At 71.7% G+C, this 16,631-nt stretch carries 17 protein-coding genes and 1 tRNA gene; 13 read left to right on the top strand and 5 right to left on the bottom strand.

What is annotated here, in order from left to right:
• Nucleotides 1-30 precede the first annotated feature (30 nt).
• The 9 genes from SH922_RS04670 to SH922_RS04630 all read left to right on the top strand — a co-directional run bounded on the left by SH922_RS04670 (nt 31) and on the right by SH922_RS04630 (nt 7,445).
• A complete protein-coding gene (locus SH922_RS04670) occupies nt 31-732 on the top strand; it encodes a hypothetical protein (RefSeq protein WP_393054966.1) in 702 nt (233 codons plus the stop codon).
• A 7-nt stretch (nt 733-739) separates the two neighbouring features.
• Nucleotides 740-1,375: a MauE/DoxX family redox-associated membrane protein gene (locus SH922_RS04665; protein WP_393054964.1), complete on the top strand. Its 636-nt coding sequence runs from the start codon at nt 740-742 to the stop codon at nt 1,373-1,375.
• Nucleotides 1,351-1,899 (top strand): hypothetical protein, encoded by a 549-nt coding sequence (locus SH922_RS04660; RefSeq protein ID WP_393054962.1) that lies wholly within the window; start codon nt 1,351-1,353, stop codon nt 1,897-1,899. Before SH922_RS04665 ends, SH922_RS04660 begins: the two co-directional genes overlap by 25 nt.
• Nucleotides 1,896-2,813, top strand: coding sequence for a peptidoglycan-binding protein (locus SH922_RS04655; RefSeq protein ID WP_393054960.1), 918 nt, complete (start codon nt 1,896-1,898; stop codon nt 2,811-2,813). Before SH922_RS04660 ends, SH922_RS04655 begins: the two co-directional genes overlap by 4 nt.
• Nucleotides 2,814-3,002, top strand: coding sequence for a hypothetical protein (locus SH922_RS04650; protein ID WP_393054958.1), 189 nt, complete (start codon nt 2,814-2,816; stop codon nt 3,000-3,002).
• A gap of 72 nt (nt 3,003-3,074) precedes the next feature.
• Nucleotides 3,075-3,578 carry a hypothetical protein gene (locus SH922_RS04645; protein ID WP_393054956.1) on the top strand — a complete coding sequence of 168 codons (504 nt, stop codon included), beginning with the start codon at nt 3,075-3,077 and terminating at the stop codon, nt 3,576-3,578.
• A 209-nt stretch (nt 3,579-3,787) separates the two neighbouring features.
• Nucleotides 3,788-4,522: a D-Ala-D-Ala carboxypeptidase family metallohydrolase gene (locus SH922_RS04640; protein ID WP_393054954.1), complete on the top strand. Its 735-nt coding sequence runs from the start codon at nt 3,788-3,790 to the stop codon at nt 4,520-4,522.
• A 201-nt stretch (nt 4,523-4,723) separates the two neighbouring features.
• On the top strand, nt 4,724-6,472 hold the full coding sequence (locus SH922_RS04635; RefSeq protein WP_393054952.1) for a glycoside hydrolase domain-containing protein: 1,749 nt from the start codon (nt 4,724-4,726) through the stop codon (nt 6,470-6,472).
• A 34-nt stretch (nt 6,473-6,506) separates the two neighbouring features.
• Complete coding sequence (locus SH922_RS04630; RefSeq protein WP_393054950.1) at nt 6,507-7,445, top strand: penicillin-insensitive murein endopeptidase; 939 nt, start codon at nt 6,507-6,509, stop codon at nt 7,443-7,445.
• A gap of 55 nt (nt 7,446-7,500) precedes the next feature.
• Here the strand turns inward: SH922_RS04630 and selD are convergent, their stop codons facing one another.
• A complete protein-coding gene (gene selD / locus SH922_RS04625; protein WP_393054948.1) occupies nt 7,501-8,544 on the bottom strand; it encodes a selenide, water dikinase SelD in 1,044 nt (347 codons plus the stop codon).
• Nucleotides 8,545-8,599: 55 nt separating this feature from the next.
• Here selD and SH922_RS04620 point away from each other — a divergent pair.
• The 4 genes from SH922_RS04620 to SH922_RS04605 all read left to right on the top strand — a co-directional run bounded on the left by SH922_RS04620 (nt 8,600) and on the right by SH922_RS04605 (nt 12,208).
• Nucleotides 8,600-8,693: transfer RNA gene (locus SH922_RS04620), tRNA-Sec, on the top strand.
• 68 nt (nt 8,694-8,761) lie between these two features.
• Nucleotides 8,762-10,036 carry an L-seryl-tRNA(Sec) selenium transferase gene (gene selA, locus SH922_RS04615; protein WP_393054946.1) on the top strand — a complete coding sequence of 425 codons (1,275 nt, stop codon included), beginning with the start codon at nt 8,762-8,764 and terminating at the stop codon, nt 10,034-10,036.
• Between the two features lie 2 nt (nt 10,037-10,038).
• Complete coding sequence (gene selB, locus SH922_RS04610; RefSeq protein WP_393054944.1) at nt 10,039-11,826, top strand: selenocysteine-specific translation elongation factor; 1,788 nt, start codon at nt 10,039-10,041, stop codon at nt 11,824-11,826.
• A 4-nt stretch (nt 11,827-11,830) separates the two neighbouring features.
• Nucleotides 11,831-12,208, top strand: coding sequence for an IPT/TIG domain-containing protein (locus tag SH922_RS04605; protein WP_393054942.1), 378 nt, complete (start codon nt 11,831-11,833; stop codon nt 12,206-12,208).
• A 185-nt stretch (nt 12,209-12,393) separates the two neighbouring features.
• On the opposite strand, the gene SH922_RS04600 is transcribed toward SH922_RS04605, so the two are convergent.
• Genes SH922_RS04600 through SH922_RS04585 form a run of 4 tightly spaced genes read right to left on the bottom strand, consistent with a single transcriptional unit; the run spans nt 12,394 to nt 16,631 of the window.
• A complete protein-coding gene (locus tag SH922_RS04600) occupies nt 12,394-13,227 on the bottom strand; it encodes an urease accessory protein UreD (RefSeq protein ID WP_393054940.1) in 834 nt (277 codons plus the stop codon).
• Nucleotides 13,224-13,925, bottom strand: a complete 702-nt coding sequence (ureG, locus tag SH922_RS04595; protein WP_393054938.1) for an urease accessory protein UreG — start codon at nt 13,923-13,925, stop codon at nt 13,224-13,226. Before ureG ends, SH922_RS04600 begins: the two co-directional genes overlap by 4 nt.
• Before the next feature lie 23 nt (nt 13,926-13,948).
• Nucleotides 13,949-14,623, bottom strand: coding sequence for an urease accessory protein UreF (locus SH922_RS04590; RefSeq protein ID WP_393054936.1), 675 nt, complete (start codon nt 14,621-14,623; stop codon nt 13,949-13,951).
• 46 nt (nt 14,624-14,669) lie between these two features.
• A complete protein-coding gene (locus tag SH922_RS04585) occupies nt 14,670-16,631 on the bottom strand; it encodes an urease subunit alpha (protein ID WP_393063465.1) in 1,962 nt (653 codons plus the stop codon).

Genomic DNA, 16,631 nt, shown 5'->3' with positions numbered 1-16,631 from the left:
ATCAGACCCCCCGCCCCCGGGAGGATGCACATGGCCGCATCGTTCGTCAGTCATCGCGCACTCGATGGTGGGACGTACCACTTGGAGGGCGACATCGACCTCCAGGCGCCGTGCACTTCGGCTGTCGAGGTCCTGGCCGGTGGCCGGCTGGTCGAATTCACTGCCGGCCCGGCCTCTCTGGGGGACGATGTCGCCGCCTCCCTGGGCATCGGGTCACCCGAATCCGAGCTCACCTTCCAGAAGGGCACGCTGCGCATCTTCCGGTCGGTCGAGCGCGAGCCGCGCTCGGGGCTCGTGGAGCGGCCGTCGCTCGTCGTGTGGCGTGGCGAGCGCCACTCACTCGTGACCCGGCTGTACGGCATGGGCGTGGCCGAGGTGCTCGGGCTGCTCCGGTCGGTGCGTATCGCGGAGAGCGAGTACGGGCTCACCCTCCAGCCGGATCCCTCGGCCGGAAGCGCCTTCGCGCGTCCCGCGACGCTGATCAAGGAGGTGCCCGGCCTGGGGCTGCTGGAGCTTTCGCGGCGCACGAAGGAGCACACCGCCCAGCTCCCGCCCTGGAAGGGGGTGGCGGTCGCGTCCGGCGAGCTGTTCCGCGACACGCTCTCCGATGGCAGCCCGTTCTTCGTGCTTTCCTCCACCGCGATCTGGGCCACGGTGGTGCCACTGGCGTCGACTCCCGTCGAGAGGGTGCCCGAACTCGTCGGGCGACTCACGCTGCGGCACACCGGGTGATCCGCCGGTGATCGGCTTCTCCAGCGGGCTGACCGCTTCCCTCGTCATCCTGACCCTGCTCATGGGTGCGGGCTCCCATGCCGCCAGTCCGGCCGCCCTGGGCGACGCGCTGTGGGCGCACGGCGTGCTGGGTCCGCGGTTCCGCCGGTTGGCGGCCGTCGTGCTGCCGGTCGCGGAGGGCGTCCTGGGGGCGGCCGGCGCGGCCGCGCTCCTTACGGGGCACCAGCGGGGGCTGCAGGCCGTGCTCGTTGCGGGGGCCGCCCTCTTCGGGCTCTACGCCGCCTACACGCGGCACGTCCTCGCCCTCGGCCGTGGGGGACCGTGCGGCTGTTCCGGCCAGGATGTGCCCCTGAGCCGCTGGGTGACCCGGCGGGCCGCGACCCTCGCCGTGCTCGCGATGAGCGGCGCCGCCGTCGTCGGGGCCGGCCCCGTACGGCTCTCCACGGCGGAGCTGATCACGCTGATGCTCGCGGCTCCCGCCTGTGCCGCGCTGCTGTGGTCCCTGCCCGCTGCCATGCACGAGCCGACCGCAGCCTCCGTCCACCCGCCGACCAGGGCCCCTGCTCACCAGCAGGACAGGGCCACCGTGCACCGGACCGCCGAAGGAGTGCCAACGCGATGGACTTCACCACCAGCGCCCTGATTGCCTCGTGGGCCGCGATCGCGCTGCTCGCGCTGGTCGTCTCGGGGCTGATCAGGCAGGTGCACCAGCTGTCACGAACGCAGCCGCACCGCCCCGGGCGGGTGGGCATCGCCCCCGGCGCACAGGCGCCCGGGCTCGATGCGGCCCGGCCCGATCCGGCAGGGCTCGACGGCCTCCTGGCACCGGGCCGCGCCGCGCTGCTGCTCTTCCTCGACGCGGACTGCCGCACCTGCGGCCAGGTGCTCGCCGAGGCCGGTGCCTGGACGGTCCGCCAGGGCGACGCGGCCGCCCCGCAGGTGCTCGGGCTCTACGCGGGCGCCGGGCCGCAGGCCGGCGAGGGCGCAGTCCCGGTCAGGGACCACCGTCCGGAGCTGTTCACGGCCTACGACATCCCCGCCACCCCCTACGCGGTGGCCATCGATCCGGAACGCCGGATCGTGCGTTCCGAGCCTCTCGGTTCACCCACCGCGCTGCTGCGGCTGCTCGACGACATCGCACCCGCAACGCCGAGGAGCCGGCCATGACTTCACTGGACGACGTGCCCACGCTGCGCCGCTCAGGGAGCGGTGGCCGCCGCTCCCGGACCGGGCGCGGTGCCCTTTCCTCCTTCGCGCCGTCCAGGCGCACCGTGCTGCAGGCGGCGACCGCCGCGGGCTTCGCCGCGCTGGGGGTGTTCTCCGCCGCGCGGGAGGCGTACGCCGACGGATACGACATCTGGACCGGTGCGTGCCCCAGTTACGCCGAGGACCACAACTGCTCCCCGGGCTGCGGGCCCAGCACCATCTATGCCGACGCGTGCGTGACATCAGGGACGAACACCGGCTTCCACCGGACGGACGGAGTCACCTGGACCCTGCGGCCCAACCAGTGCTACGCCGGTACCTACGACGGCTGGCTGTGGCGCTACAGCGCGGCCTGCGGCAGCTGCGGCTGCGGTATCGAGCGGCGGTGCCACGACGGGTACCGCAACACCGGCTCCGGCTGGGTGAAGTCCATCTGCCGCTGGACCACCGACTGTGACTGCCCCGGCTCCGTGACCTGGCCGACCATCGGCCGCGGCGCCACCGGGCCCGACGTTTTCACGATCCAGCATCTGCTCACCCACCACGGTCATCCCACGGATGTCGACGGCATCTTCGGTACGGACACCGAGGCGCAGGTCGAGGCGTTCCAGTCGGCGAACGGACTCGGCCCCACGGGCAGCGTCAGCGCGGCCACCTGGCCGGTCCTGGTCGTCACCGTGCGCCAAGGAGACGTGAACGATGCCGTGCGGGGTGCGCAGCGGCAGCTCAACAAGCACGGCTCCGCACTGACGGTCGACGGCAACTTCGGTTCGCTCACCCGGCAGGCCGTCGTCTCGTTCCAGTCCCTGCACGGCCTGACCGCCGACGGAGTGGTCGGCCCGAACACCTGGCTCACACTGACCGGGACGGTCTAGGTGGGCGAGTCCGTCCGTCCCGCGGACCGGCCGAGCAGCGCCCGTGCCGTACGGGCGCTGCTCACCGACCCTGTTCTGCCCGTGGCGGCCCTGGGGATCGCGGTGATCGCCGCCGTGCTCCACGCCCCCGTGCTGACCTGGGCGATCACCGGTGGTCTGGCCGGCTACTCGCTCTCCGGCTCCGTTTGAACGCGTAACAGCGCATTCGCGCTGGCCTCGCCAGGTTGGCGGGCAACGTACAGACAGGCGCTGGTCCTCGGCGTGTTCACCTGCGGTCTGCTGGCCGGTGGGGTGCTTTCGGCCGGGGTGCTGTGGCTCGTGTCCGGTCTCTTCACACCGCTCCCGGCCGGCGTGCGGCAAGGGCTGATCGTGGCCGTCGCGCTGCTCGCCGCGCTGCGCGACGCGGGCAAGCTGTCGCTGCGGCTGCCGCAGAACGCCCGGCAGATACCGCAGGACGTCCTGCGGCGTCATCTGGCGCGCGGCGCCCTGCAGTTCGGCTTCGAGCTCGGTACGGGCGTGCGCACCTACGTCTCGGCGAGTGCGCCGTACGCGATGGCGGTAGCGGTGCTCCTGTCCGGGGGCGCCTACGCGCCCGCCCTGGCCGCCGGACTCGGCTTCGGAGCGGGCCGGGCACTCACCCCGGCTCTGCGCAGGCTCTCCGGAGACGGGGAGCGCTGGGACGACCGGCTTGCGGGGCGGCTGAGCGGCATGACCGTCGTGTGCTCCGTGCTGATCGCCGCTGCCGCCTGCGCGGTCTGGCAGTAGCGTCTTCGCCTCGCCCGGGCGGCCCACCCGGGCCGGGGCCGGACACCGCATTGCCTCAGGTGATGCAACTCCTTTGTCCTGTACGCCAGTTGTGTCGGAGGTCTGGTCCTGTGGCAGATGGTGATGGTGTGGACACGTCACGCAGGGGGAGGTCAAACTCGCCTCAACCCTCTCGCGGGGAATCGGGAAGGACTCACAATGGAGGCGCCATGCTGAGGCGTACGATCCAACTCGCCCTAGCGTTTGTCATGATCATGGCTGCAACGGTAGGGGGTGTGCTGGCCACCGCTGCCCCTGCCCAGGCCGACGAGTGCTACAGCTGGGGCCGCACCCTGTCCGAAGGCACGTCGGGAGCCGACGTGACCCAGCTGCAGATCCGGGTGGCCGGGCATGTCGACTACGGCGAGATCCTCTCCGTCGACGGCAACTTCGGCCCGCGGACCAAGGCCGCGGTCATCAAGTTCCAGCAGGCGTACGGACTCGGAGCGGACGGCATCGCGGGTTCCCAGACGTTCAGCAAGATCTACGCACTGCAGGACCCGGACTGCACCCCCATCCACTTCACCTACGCCGAGCTGAACAACTGCAACTCCGACTGGTCCGGTGGTGCGGTGAGCGCCGCGACGGCCAAGTCCAACGGCCTGCGCACGATGTGGAAGCTTGAGGCCCTGCGGCACGCGATGGGAGACGTGCCCATCGTCGTGTCCAGCGGATTCCGCTCCACGGCCTGCAACAATGCGGCGGGCGGTGTCTCGAACAGCCGGCACCTCTACGGTGACGCCGCCGACCTGATCGGCAGCCCGTCGTTCTGCGCACTCGCCCAGCGGGCTCGCTCGCACGGCTTCGGCGGCATCTACGGCCCCGGCTACCCAAACCACAACGACCACACCCACGTGGACGGCAGCACCAGCCGCTCCTGGTCAGCCCCCAACTGCGGGGTCTGACCGGCACGTCGCCACCGCACCCGCACAGCAGCCCGCCTTCCCCGGGCCGGACTCCGGCCCCGGGAAGGCGGGCCCGCACCCTCCGCAGGGTGCCTCGGCCGATCAGGCTCCGACTCCAGCCACGGGCAGGCGCCGCCCGTGGCCGAACCTGAGCAGACCTGCCGAGCCGCTCTCCCCCCGCATTCGAGTAGGAGTGAACCGATGTCCTCCCGGATCCCCTGGCGCGTCCGCGCCGGAACTGCCCTGCTGGCGGTGCTCGCCGGTATCGGCGCGTTCGCCGCCCCCGTCCCCGCCCAGGCAGATTCCCAGCCCGAGGGCCTGCAGAGCGTCACCTACCACGGCTACCGCATCGAGGTGCCCGCCGAATGGCAGGTGGTCGATCTGGCCGAGAACCCGCGTGCCTGCCTCCGGTTCGACAGACCCGCCGTCTACCTGGGTGAGCCCGCCGAGCAGAACGACTGCCCCGCCGGAGTCGTCGGCCGTTCGGCGGGCATCGTCGTGGAGCCCATCACCGCCCGCTCCGCCGGCCAGGCGACGGCGGCGACCGCGCGGACCCAGCGCGGCAAGGCCATCGCCCCGTCCGCCGCGTCCAGCAACGACACCATCCAGATCGCGGTCGAGGACGCCGGCGTCCTCGTGACCGCCGCCCACACAGCGGAGACCGAGAACCTCGTACGCGGCGTCCTCGCCTCGGCCGAGCTCACCGGGGGCGCCGAGCGCACCGCGCTGCCCCGCGCGGCCCAGCGCTCCGACGTCACCCCCCTGGCCGCGGCCGGACCGCAACCCGGCAGTTACCAGGGCAAGGGCTTCGACGCCTGCGCCGCGCCCTCGCAGGCCGCGATGAACGCCTGGCAGGCGAGTTCGCCGTACAGCGCGGTCGGCGTCTACATCAGCGGATCCTTCCGCGGCTGCGCCCAGCCGAATCTGACGGCGAGCTGGGTGACCAGCCAGACCGCCAACGGATGGCGTCTGTTCCCCATCGACGTCGGCCGCCAGGCACCCTGCACCAGCTACTCGCTGAAGATGTCCACCGACCCGGCCACGGCCAAGTCCCAGGGCGTCACCGCGGCCGCCGGTGCCATCACCGCCGCGTCGAACCTCGGCATCCCGGCGGGCAGCGCCATCTACAGCGACATCGAGGCGTACACCTCCACGGCCTCCTGCAAGGCGTCCGTGCTGTCGTACCTGTCCGGCTGGACCGAACGGCTGCACAGCGGTGGCTACCTGTCGGGCTTCTACTCCAGCGCCGCCTCCGGCATCAAGGACGCCGCCGCCGAGTACGGCAACGGTGCCTACACACGCGTCGACCATCTCTTCTACGCGTGGTGGAACGGCGCAGCCGACACCAACACGGGTTCCTACGTGCCGTCCTCCTCCTGGTCCAACCACCAGCGGATCCACCAGTACGCGGGCGAAGTCACCGAGTCCTACGGCGGCTACTCGATCAACATCGACCGTGACTACCTCGACGTCGGCAACGGCTCCACCCCCACACCCACATGTACAGGGGCGAACCTCGACTTCACCGCGTACACCACCGTCCAGAGCGGCTCGACCGGAGACTGGGTCAAGGCCGCCCAGTGCCTGCTGAAGGCCGCCGGCTTCGACCCGGGCACCCCCGACGGGATCTTCGGGCCCGACACGGCCGCCGCCGCCCGGAACTTCCAGGCCGGCAAGGGGCTCACGGCGGATGGTGTGGTCGGCGCGAAGACCTGGACCGCCCTGCTGTCCCGCGGATCCACCCCGACCGTCCAGAGCGGCTCGACGGGAGAGGCCGTCACCCGGCTGCAGCGCGCCCTGACCGCCGCGCTCGGCCGGACGGTGGCCATCGACGGCGTCTTCGGCTCGGGCACCGGTCAGGCCGCACGTGACTACCAGTCCTCGCGCGGGCTGGACGCCGACGGCATCGTCGGCCCCGCCACCTGGGGCGCCCTCCAGTCCGGAAAGTGAGCAGGCGAATGAACAGGAATGTGAGGCAGACACCGTGAGACGACTCGCTCGCATCATCACGCTGTTCACCGCTCTGGCGAGCCTGTTCCTCGCGCTTGGCGTCCCCGCGCAGGCCTTCCCGCAGGCGGCGTTCCCGCTGACCGGCAACGGCAACCGGGGTTCCGACGTCGTCGCGCTGCAGCACCTGCTTGCCGCGCACGGCCGCCCCGTGGCGGTGGACGGCGCCTTCGGCTCGGGCACGCAGAGCGCCGTGGTGGGCTTCCAGCAGTCCAAGGGCCTGACCGCGGACGGCGTCGTCGGGCCCGCCACCTGGGGCGCCCTCGCCATCACCGTCCGCCAGGGCGACAACGGGCCGGCGGTGACGGCCCTCCAGTCGCTGCTCAACGCCAAACGGGGCGCCGGCCTCTCGGCCGACGGGGCATTCGGACCCGCCACCGGCACCGCCGTGCGCACCTTCCAGTCCCATGCGGGAATCAGCGCGGACGGCGTCGTCGGGCCGGCCACCTGGCAGAACCTGCTGTGGCACTACGAGAACATCAACTTCGGCGGCAGCACGATGTGCGCGCAGAGCCCCGACGGCAACGCGGGTGCACACTGGGCGACAGCCGGCGCCGTCGGCCAGCTGGAGGCCGCCGCCGCCACCTTCGCCGCCACCGGGAACGGCAGACTTCCGGTGGGCGACGCCGGCTTCGAGCACGGCGGGGACATCCCTGGCCACGGCAGCCACGCAGTCGGGATGGACATCGACGTATGGCCCGCCCGCACCGACTCGGCGCAGTGCACCGCGGGGCGCATCACCTGGCAGTCGAGCACGTACGACCGGGCGGCCACCCGCAGACTCGTGCAGGAGATCCGTGCGAAGGCCCCCGGTCACGTCCAGCTGATCTTCTTCAACGACCCGCAGCTGATCTCGGAAGGGCTGACCACGAGCTACGCCAACCACGACAACCACCTGCACATCCGCTACCGGTAGCGAGCCGGCCGCGGGACCCGGGCCTCGCCCGCGGACCCGCGGCCCTTCGCAGTGCTCAGCGGACCACCAGCGTCGTGCCGGCCACGGCGGGAACCAGTTCCCCGATGACCAGATGTCCGGGTATTTCCCCGGCGACCAGCAGCCCGCCGGAGGTCTGTGCGTCGGCAAGCAGGTGCAGCTCGTCCTGGCTCGCCCGTCCCGCGTCAAGGTGCGGGCGCACCCAGTCGAGGTTGCGCCGGGTGCCGCCGCTGACGTACCCGGCCCGCAGGGACTCCCGGGCGCCGTCGAGCACGGGGACGGCGGCGGCGTTCACCACGGCCGTGACGCCGCTGGCCCTGGCCAGCTTGTGCAGATGGCCGAGCAGTCCGAATCCGGTCACATCGGTGGCGCACACGGCGCCGGCCTCCAGGGCAGCCGCGGCTGCCCTGTCGTTGAGCGCCGTCATGCTGGCGACGGCGTGCGCGAAGACCTCACCGGTCCGCTTGTGGCGGTTGTTGAGTATGCCGACGCCCAGCGGTTTGGTCAGGGTCAGCGGCACGCCCGGCCGGCCGGCGTCGTTGCGCAGCAGCCGGTCCGGATCCACCAGGCCCGTCACGGCCATTCCGTAGAGCGGTTCCGGGCTGTCGATGCTGTGGCCGCCGCCGACGAAGCAGCCGGCTTCGCGGGCCACTTCGAGCGCACCTGCCAGGACCTCCCGGGCCAGCTCCGCGGGCAGTACGTCACGGGGCCAGCCCAGTAGGTTGAGCCCGACGACGGGCCGGCCGCCCATCGCGTAGACGTCGGACAGCGCGTTGGCCGCGGCGATCCGGCCCCAGTCGCGGGCGTCGTCCACGACGGGTGTGAAGAAGTCGGCCGTCGACACCAGGGCGGTGCCGTCACCCGTCAGCACCACGGCGGCGTCGTCACCGTCATCGAGTCCGACCAGCAGCCGGTCCTCGCCGCCGCCGAGGGCCTGTCCGGGATTCCAGGACGGCAGCAGTCCCGCGACCATCGCCTCCAGTTCCCCCGGAGGAATCTTGCAGGCGCAGCCGCCGCCGTGTGCGAACTGGGTCAGCCGCACAGGCGCGGCCGGTACGGCGGTGGGGCCAACTGTCGTCATACGGCGATCATTTCACCCCTTGCCCCGGCAGTGTGCGGGGACCACAATCTTGCTCGGAGGCGTTGGGCGGGCTGGTGCCCCTCCCGATCTTCAAAATCGGTGTGGTCCGGAAACCGGGCCAGGCGGGTTCGATTCCCGTCCGCCTCCGCTGACTTCGATCGGGGTGGCGCGGGTGGCGGACACGACGGATGAACCGCCTGCGGACTTCCGGAGGCAGGTGCCGAGCACCACGGTGCTTCTCGGCGACCCCCGGCTGAGCGAGGCGTCCGCACGGCTGGGCAGGCCCCTCGTCAAGGCCGCGGTCGGCACCGCCCAACAACTCGTGCGCGACGGACGGATCGGCCCGGGCGACGCGGTCCACGCCGCACTTGCCTCGCTCCCTGCACACACGGCCGGGCTGAGTCCCGTGCACAACGCCACCGGCGTCGTACTGCACACCAATCTGGGACGGGCCCCCTTGTCGCGGCCCGCACTGGAGGCGATGGCGGCGGCAGGCGGATACACGGACGTCGAACTGGACCTGAACACCGGCAGACGGGCGCCACGTGGCCGCACTGCCATGGCCGCCCTGCGGGAAGCGGTGCCGGCCGCGGAGGCGGTGCACGTGGTCAACAACGGAGCCGCCGCCCTGGCCCTGGCGGCGGTGACGCTGGCCCCGGGGCGCGACATCCTGCTCAGCCGGGGCGAGTTCGTGGAGATCGGCGACGGGTTCCGGATACCCGAACTGCTGGTCTCCTGCGGTGCCCGGATACGCGAGGTCGGCACCACCAACCGGACCCGTCTCGGCGACTACGCGGACGCCGCGGGCCCGGACACCGGTTTCATCCTCAAGGTCCACCCGTCGAACTTCACGGTGAGCGGCTTCACCGGGGGAGTGGGGACCGAGGAACTGGCATCCCTCGGCCTTCCCGTCGTCGTCGACATCGGCTCCGGCCTCCTCGCACCCGACCCGGTGCTGCCGGACGAGCCCGACGCGGCCACGGCCCTGCACGCCGGAGCCACCCTCGTCACCGCCAGCGGGGACAAGCTGCTCGGCGGGCCGCAGGCGGGACTGGTCCTCGGCCGGGCCGCCGTCGTGGAACGGATGCGCCGCCATCCACTGGCCCGCGCCCTGCGCGTGGACAAGTTCACCCTGGCCGCGCTGGAAGCGACACTGCGTGGTCCCGAACCACCCGTGCACACAGCCGTCCACATGCCGCTGCCACAGCTGCGCATCCGCACACTGCGCATGGCCGAGGACGCTGCCCGCCGAGGTCTGGACGCGGGCGTCGTACCCCACGAGGCGGTGGTGGGAGGCGGCGGCGCGCCCGGGGTCGTTCTGCCTTCCTGTGCGCTCAGCCTCCCCGACGACCTGGCAGAACCTCTGCGCACCGGTGAACCGGCCGTGCTCGGGCGGGTGGTGCGCGGACGCCTGCTGCTGGACCTCCGGTGCGTACCGGAGGAGTGCGACAGGGAGCTCCTCGCCGCGGTGGTGCGCGCGGCGGGGCGGTGAACATGCGGGTCATCGCGACGGCGGGGCATGTCGACCACGGCAAGAGCACGCTGATCCACGCACTGACCGGCACCCACCCCGACCGGCTGGCGGAGGAGCGGCGCCGTGGCCTGACCATCGATCTGGGCTTCGCATGGACGGACCTGCCGTCGGGGGAGCGGCTGGCGTTCGTCGACGTACCGGGACACGAGAGGTTCGTGCCCACCATGCTGGCCGGCGTGGGGCCCGTGCCCGCCGTGCTGTTCGTCGTCGCCGCCGACGAGGGCTGGAAGCCCCAGTCCGCCGAACACCTCGCCGCCGTGGACGCCCTCGGCGTACGGCACGGACTGCTCGTCATCACCCGCTGCGACGTGGCCGACCCCGGTCGGGCCACGGTGCAGGCACGGGACCGTATCCGGTCCAGCACCCTCGGCAGCGTCGAGGCCGTGGCCGTCAGTGCCCGCACCGGCGCGGGAATCGCCGAGCTGCGCGCGGCCCTGGACAGGCTGGTCGCGCGGCTGCCGGACGGGGACGCCGAATCCCCGGTGCGGCTGTGGATCGACCGGTCCTTCACCGTGCGCGGCAGCGGGCTGGTGGTCACCGGAACCCTCGGGGCGGGGCGGATCCGCACGGGCGACGTCCTGATGACCGCCCGCTCCGGCAGCCCCGTGCGCGTCAGGGGGCTGCAGGCCCTCGGTGAGGACACCGCCCTGGTGCGTGCCACGGCCCGGGTCGCCGTCAACCTCCGGGGCCTCGACAACGAGTCGACAGGCCGTGGTGACGCCCTGCTCACACCCGACAGCTTCCTTCCCTGCCTGATCTGCGACGTGCGCGTACACAGCGGAACACCTGCCACGGAACTGCCCCGTACCGCTGTCGCCCACATCGGCTCGGCGGCCGTGCCCGTACGCGTACGGCCGCTCGGTCCGGACCTCGTCCGCCTGACCCTGCCGGAACCACTGCCGCTGCGCATCGGCGACCGCGCGGTGCTGCGCGATCCCGGTCTGCGGCGGGTGCTCGCCGGTCTGACGGTGCTCGACCCCCAGCCACCGGAACTGCGGCGCCGCGGCTCCGCGGCACGGCGGGCCGCCGACCTGGGCGACGCTCGCGGCGCCCCGGCCGAGGCGGCCGAACTGCGGCGCCGATTGCTGGTCAGGCGAAGGGAGTTGACCGCGATGGGGGTGGCCGTCCACACCGCACCTGTCGCGGGGGACTGGCTCGCCGACCCCGCACACTGGACCACCCTGCGCGCCCGGCTGGCCGAACTGGTGGCGGCGCACCTCTCCGAGCGGCCGACCGAGGACGGCATACCGGTGGAGGCCGCCCGGCACCGTCTGGGGCTTCCGGCCGTCTCCCTCGTGGAGGCTCTGGTCACGCCACCCCTGCGGATGAGCCGCGGACGCGTGACCGCCGGGCCCCCGGCACAGCCCGCCCCTGTGGCGGACGCGGTACGCCGGCTCACCGCCGAACTCGACGGGCGGCCCTTCGCCGCCCCCCACGCCCAGCGGCTCGCGGAACTAGGCTTCGGCCGCCGCGAGCTCGCCACGGCGGTCCGCCACGGAGCGATACTGCGGCTCGCGGAGCAGGTGGTGCTGCTGCCGGACGCCCCCCGGCTGGCAGCCGACCGGCTGAGCGAACTCGACCAGCCGTTCACCGTGGGAGCGGCGAGCCGTGCTCTGGACACCAGCCGACGCGTCACCGTTCCCCTGCTGGAGCACTGCGACGGTCAGGGCATCACCCAGGTGCTTCCTGACAAGCGCCGCCGGTGCACGCACCGGCGGCGGCCGGAGTCGGTCACCGGATCACGCTGATCGCATGGACGCCGGCCCCGGCCTCCGGGTGGTGCGGCTGCCCGGGGAGGCGAAGACCTCCGTCCCATCTGCCGGCGGCCGAACGAGTCGGCCTGGGCCGGTTCGGGACCTCCGTGGACCGGAATACCCAGTCACCGCTCGGAGAGGACTTGCCGTCGCGCCGGCCCGCACCGGATCCGTCGCGTGCACCGTCACCGGTCCCGGCGGCATCAGCGACTCCGTCATCTACACCTATCTGACGGCGCCGGCGCTCACCGCGCTCTCGCCCGCACAGGGGCCGACGGGCGCAGGCGCCGCCGTGACCCTGACAGGCACCGGGCTGACCACGACATTCGCGGTCCGCTTCGGAAAAGAGGAACACGACCTGAAATGCCTCGCGTGACGCTCGTTCTGATGGGGCGTGAGGTGACCTGATGGGTTGGCCGGGTTCTCTCAGGGTGGCGTATATCGAGGGGGCGAAGGCAGGCGACGTTCTGCGCGGAGCGGCTGGTTCCTGACGGCCAGTCGTCCCGATAGATACCGGCCAGCACGGTGACTGGGCCGTCATGGGGGCGCTGTGGCCTGTTCCTACTTCCTTGCACGGTTCGAGGTGTCAGCGCTGGTGGCGTAGGCAGCATTGAGGATGTGGCGCAGGCGGAGGCCGTCCGGGGCGATGGCAGTGATGAGTGCGGCGGGCCCGGCGAGGGGAGTGAGAACCGCTTGACCGTCTTCCGGAGTCTCGGCAAGGACCTGGGGCTCAAGTGGGTTCTCGTCCAAGTCCGGCTCGACGAGCAGGATCTGGCCGGTCGCCCGATGGTGGCCGAGAACAGCCGGGGTGTCCCATCCGGGTGCCCCCGGTCCGTATTCCGCTTCTTGGTCGAGGAGCACGTGGCCGCCGCGACGGACGGTGAGCCGGGTTGCCACATGACCGGGTGGTTCGCCCATGCGCCCGAGTACCTGCTCTTCGCGCAGGACGAGCCGCGCGGTGGGGGCCAGGTCGATGGTCCAGGTCTGCCGTAGATTGCTGCCGGCCGCGCTGATCAACGGTTTGGGCAGCCAGCGGATCTCCGCGTGATCCGCCACAGTCAGGTGCACGTCGTAGGTGGCGTGCGCGGTGGTGGGGCCTCTCAGAGCGAGAGTCGCAGCTGCGGAAGTGATGTGCAGGGAGGCGCCCTGCTGGGCGGTGGCTTCGATGCGCAGACGGTCGCCGCCGAGGGGGGCGCTCATGGCTCCGACGACGCACACCCGCGCCTCGGTGCCCCGTGACCGCAGACGCCGGAATTCGAAGGGGCCGTCTCCGTCCAGGACGGGCAGGACGGTGGCGCCGGCCCCGGCAGCCGCGGTGACACGGGCGGTGGCCCGTACGCCCATGGCGCCAGAGCTGCGGCCGGTCGGCGGGGCAGGTGCGGTGGTGGGGGTCATGCGGGGCCTGCGGACCAGTCGGCGAGGCGTTCGCGGACCCAGTCGGCGACCGGTTTGACGCCGCCTTCCTCCTTGAGGGAGGTGAAGGCGACCGGGAGGTCACCGCGCTGGGTCCTGGCGTCGTGGGCCATGGCGTCCACGTCGGAACCGACGTAGGGGGCGAGGTCGGTCTTGTTGACGACGAGGAGGTCGGCAGTGGTGACTCCGGGGCCGCCCTTGCGGGGGATGTCGTCGCCGCCGGCCACGTCGATGATGAAGATCTGGTTGTCCACCAGTCCCTTGGAGAAGGTGGCGGTGAGGTTGTCGCCGCCGGACTCCACCAGGATCAGGTCGAGGGAGCCGATCGTCTCCTCCAGGTCCTCGACGGCTTCGAGGTTGGCGGAGATGTCGTCGCGGATGGCGGTGTGCGGGCAGGCCCCCGTTTCGACGGCCTTGATCCGCTCGGGCGGCAGGACCGCTTCCCGGAGCAGGAAGTCGGCGTCCTCGCGGGTGTAGATGTCGTTGGTGACCACGGCGATGGACACTTCGGTGCGCAGTGTGCGGCACAGGGCTGCGACGGTGGCGGTCTTTCCCGAGCCCACGGGGCCGCCCAGACCAATGCGCAGGGCGCGGCGGGTGCCGTCGGGGCGCTCGGTGGCAGGGGCGCTGTAGGCGTGCCGGTGGGGGAACTTCTCATCGAGGTCGTGGCCGAGGTGCATGCGTTTCCTTGCGTGGTGGGCTATCAGGAGGCGAAAAGGCGGGCCGGCCAGGTGGCGTGCTGCTGGGCGCTGATGTCCAGCAGCGGCGCGGAGGCCGCGGGCAGCACGTCGATTCCCTCTGCGGCGACGCGGCGCGCTGTGGCTGTGGCGGTCGCAGCGACGCGATCGAGCTCCGGGACGAGGCGGGCGAGCACCGTAGTGGCGTCGAACGGATCCAGGCTCAGCAGCCGCACTGTCGCCGCGGCCGGCCCGCTGACGGTTTCGTACACTGCCGCATAGGCGGCGTCCAGCGGTTCGAGTCCGGCCGACCTGGCGGCCACACCCAGCACCACCGGCTGGTGTGCGCCCCGAGGCCGGGCTGTGGCGAGCGCGTCGAGTTCGGCCGAGGGCCATGTGGCGCGCGCCGCTCGCATCATCTGCCGGCCCAGCTTCCGGGCGGTGTCCCGCAGGGCCGCCACCGGGTTACGGGCGTCGGCGGCCCTGTCCAAGGCCAGTGGGTCCTGCCCGTCGGCGGCCGCGGCGGCCAGCGCCGCCGCGACCAGCCCGGCCGTGTGCAGCCGGCCCCGGCAGAAATCCTCCAGGGACTCGGCGTCCCTGATCCGGCCGGCCGCGACTGCCGGTTCGGCCCCGCCCGAGTGCGCGTGACCTCCGGCGGGGAACCTCCCGTCAGCCAGCACGAGCAGCGCGGCACGGTTCATTGTCTTTCCTCTCCTTGACGGTTCGGCTTCCGTGCTTCCGACGGCCTCAGAAAAGGAAGTAGCGCTGGGCCATGGGGAGTTCGGAGACGTAGGCGCGGTCGACGATGTGGCCGTCGACGAACGTCGTCACGTCGGTCACCTTCGCCCCTCCGACGATGACCTCGTAGGTGTCGGGGTCGATCCGGACGGCGGGAGTGGCGCTGTTCTCCTTCATGTCGGCCTTCTTGACCGAGCGCGTGTCCGTGATGGCCCTGAACCGCTTGTTCAGCTTGCGACCCTTGGCCACCCCGTTCTTGACGGCCCGCTCGGTGACGAAGTTGTAGGAGAGGGAGCCAGGCGCCAGGCCGGTGGCTCCCCACATCGGGCGGGGCAGTACCGGCTGAGGGGTGGGGATCGACGCGTTGGCGTCCCCCACCTGCGCGTACGCGATCTGCCCGCCCTTGATGACCATGTGCGGCTTGACACCGAAGAACTTCGGCTCCCACAGCACCAGGTCGGCCAGCTTCCCGGTCTCCACCGACCCGACGACGGCGCCGATGCCCTGCGCGAGGGCCGGGTTGATGGTGTACTTCGCGACGTACCGGCGGGCGCGCCGGTTGTCGGCCAAGGGCGGCTCGGCCTCCGGGGTCGTGTCTGCCGGTGCCTTGGCCTTCCTGCCCTTCGGCTCGGCTTCCGGCTTGTCCCGGGGCTGGTCTTCCTCCAGGAAGCCGCGGCGGACCTTCATGACGTGTGCGGTCTGCCAGGTGCGCATGATCATTTCGCCGATGCGGCCCATGGCCTGGGCATCCGAGGACATGATCGAGATGGCGCCGAGGTCGTGGAGGATGTCCTCGGCGGCCATGGTGGAGGGCCGGATCCGGGAGTCCGCGAAGGCCAGGTCCTCCTCGACCTTCGGGTTGAGGTGATGACAGACCATCACCATGTCGAAGTGCTCCTTGACCGTGTTGACGGTCAGTGGCCGGGTGGGGTTGGTGGAGGCGGGCAGCACGTTCGGCTCGCTCACCATCTTGATCATGTCCGGGGCGTGGCCGCCGCCGGCACCTTCGACGTGGAAGATGTGGATGGACCGGCCGTCGATCGCGTCGATGGTGTCCTGGACGAAGCCCGCCTCGTTCAACGAGTCGGCGTGCAGTGCGAGCTGCACCCCGGTCTCCTTGCACACCTCCAGGCACTTCTTGATGACGGCGGGGGTCGCGCCCCAGTCCTCGTGGATCTTCAGTCCGATGACACCGGCGTCCACCTGGTCCAGCATGGATTCCTTCGACATGGTTGCGCCCTTGCCGAGCAGCCCGATGTTCACCGGGAAACCGTCCAGCGCCTCAAACATGCGGTCGATGTGCCACGAGCCCGGGGTGACCGTGGTGGCCGTGCTGCCCTCCGCCGGACCCGTACCGCCGCCGATGAGCGTGGTGACCCCTGAGGCGAGCGCCTCGTCGATCTGGTCGGGGCAGATGAAGTGGACGTGGGTGTCGATCCCGCCGGCGGTGAGGATCCTGCCCTTGCCCGCGATGACCTCGGTGTCCGGACCGATGACGAAGTCGGTGGGCCTGGGGCCGATGCCGTTGTGGCCGGCCCCCTCTTCGTGCAGAGGGTCCATGGTCTCGGGGTTGTACGCCTTGCCGAGCGCGACGATGTTCCCGTCCCGGATGGCGACATCGGCTTTGACGACGCCCCAGTGGTCCAGGACCACCACGCCCGTGATGACCGTGTCCGGAGGCACCGCGCCGGCCGCGGACTTGCCGGGTCGGGCCTTGCCCGGGTCGCGTGGCACGACGGACTGGCCCATCGACTCGCGGATCACCTTGCCGCCCCCGAAGACCATCTCGTTGCCGCTGCGCCCGGGGCCTCCGGACCAGTCGTCCTCGATCTTGATCCGCAGCGCCGTGTCGGCGAGGCGGATGCAGTCACGAGTCGTCGGGCCGAACCGGTCCGCGTAGGCGGCGCGGGTCAACGGGTCGGAGGGCTTCGGCTCGTCCTGGCAGCACGAACAGTCCGGGCACTGTGCCAT

The organism is Streptomyces sp. LN549, assembly GCF_043203805.1.
GTDB lineage: Bacteria > Actinomycetota > Actinomycetes > Streptomycetales > Streptomycetaceae > Streptomyces.
The sequence above is the reverse complement of the archived record's forward strand: the minus strand, read 5'-3'. Positions and strand labels throughout refer to the sequence as shown.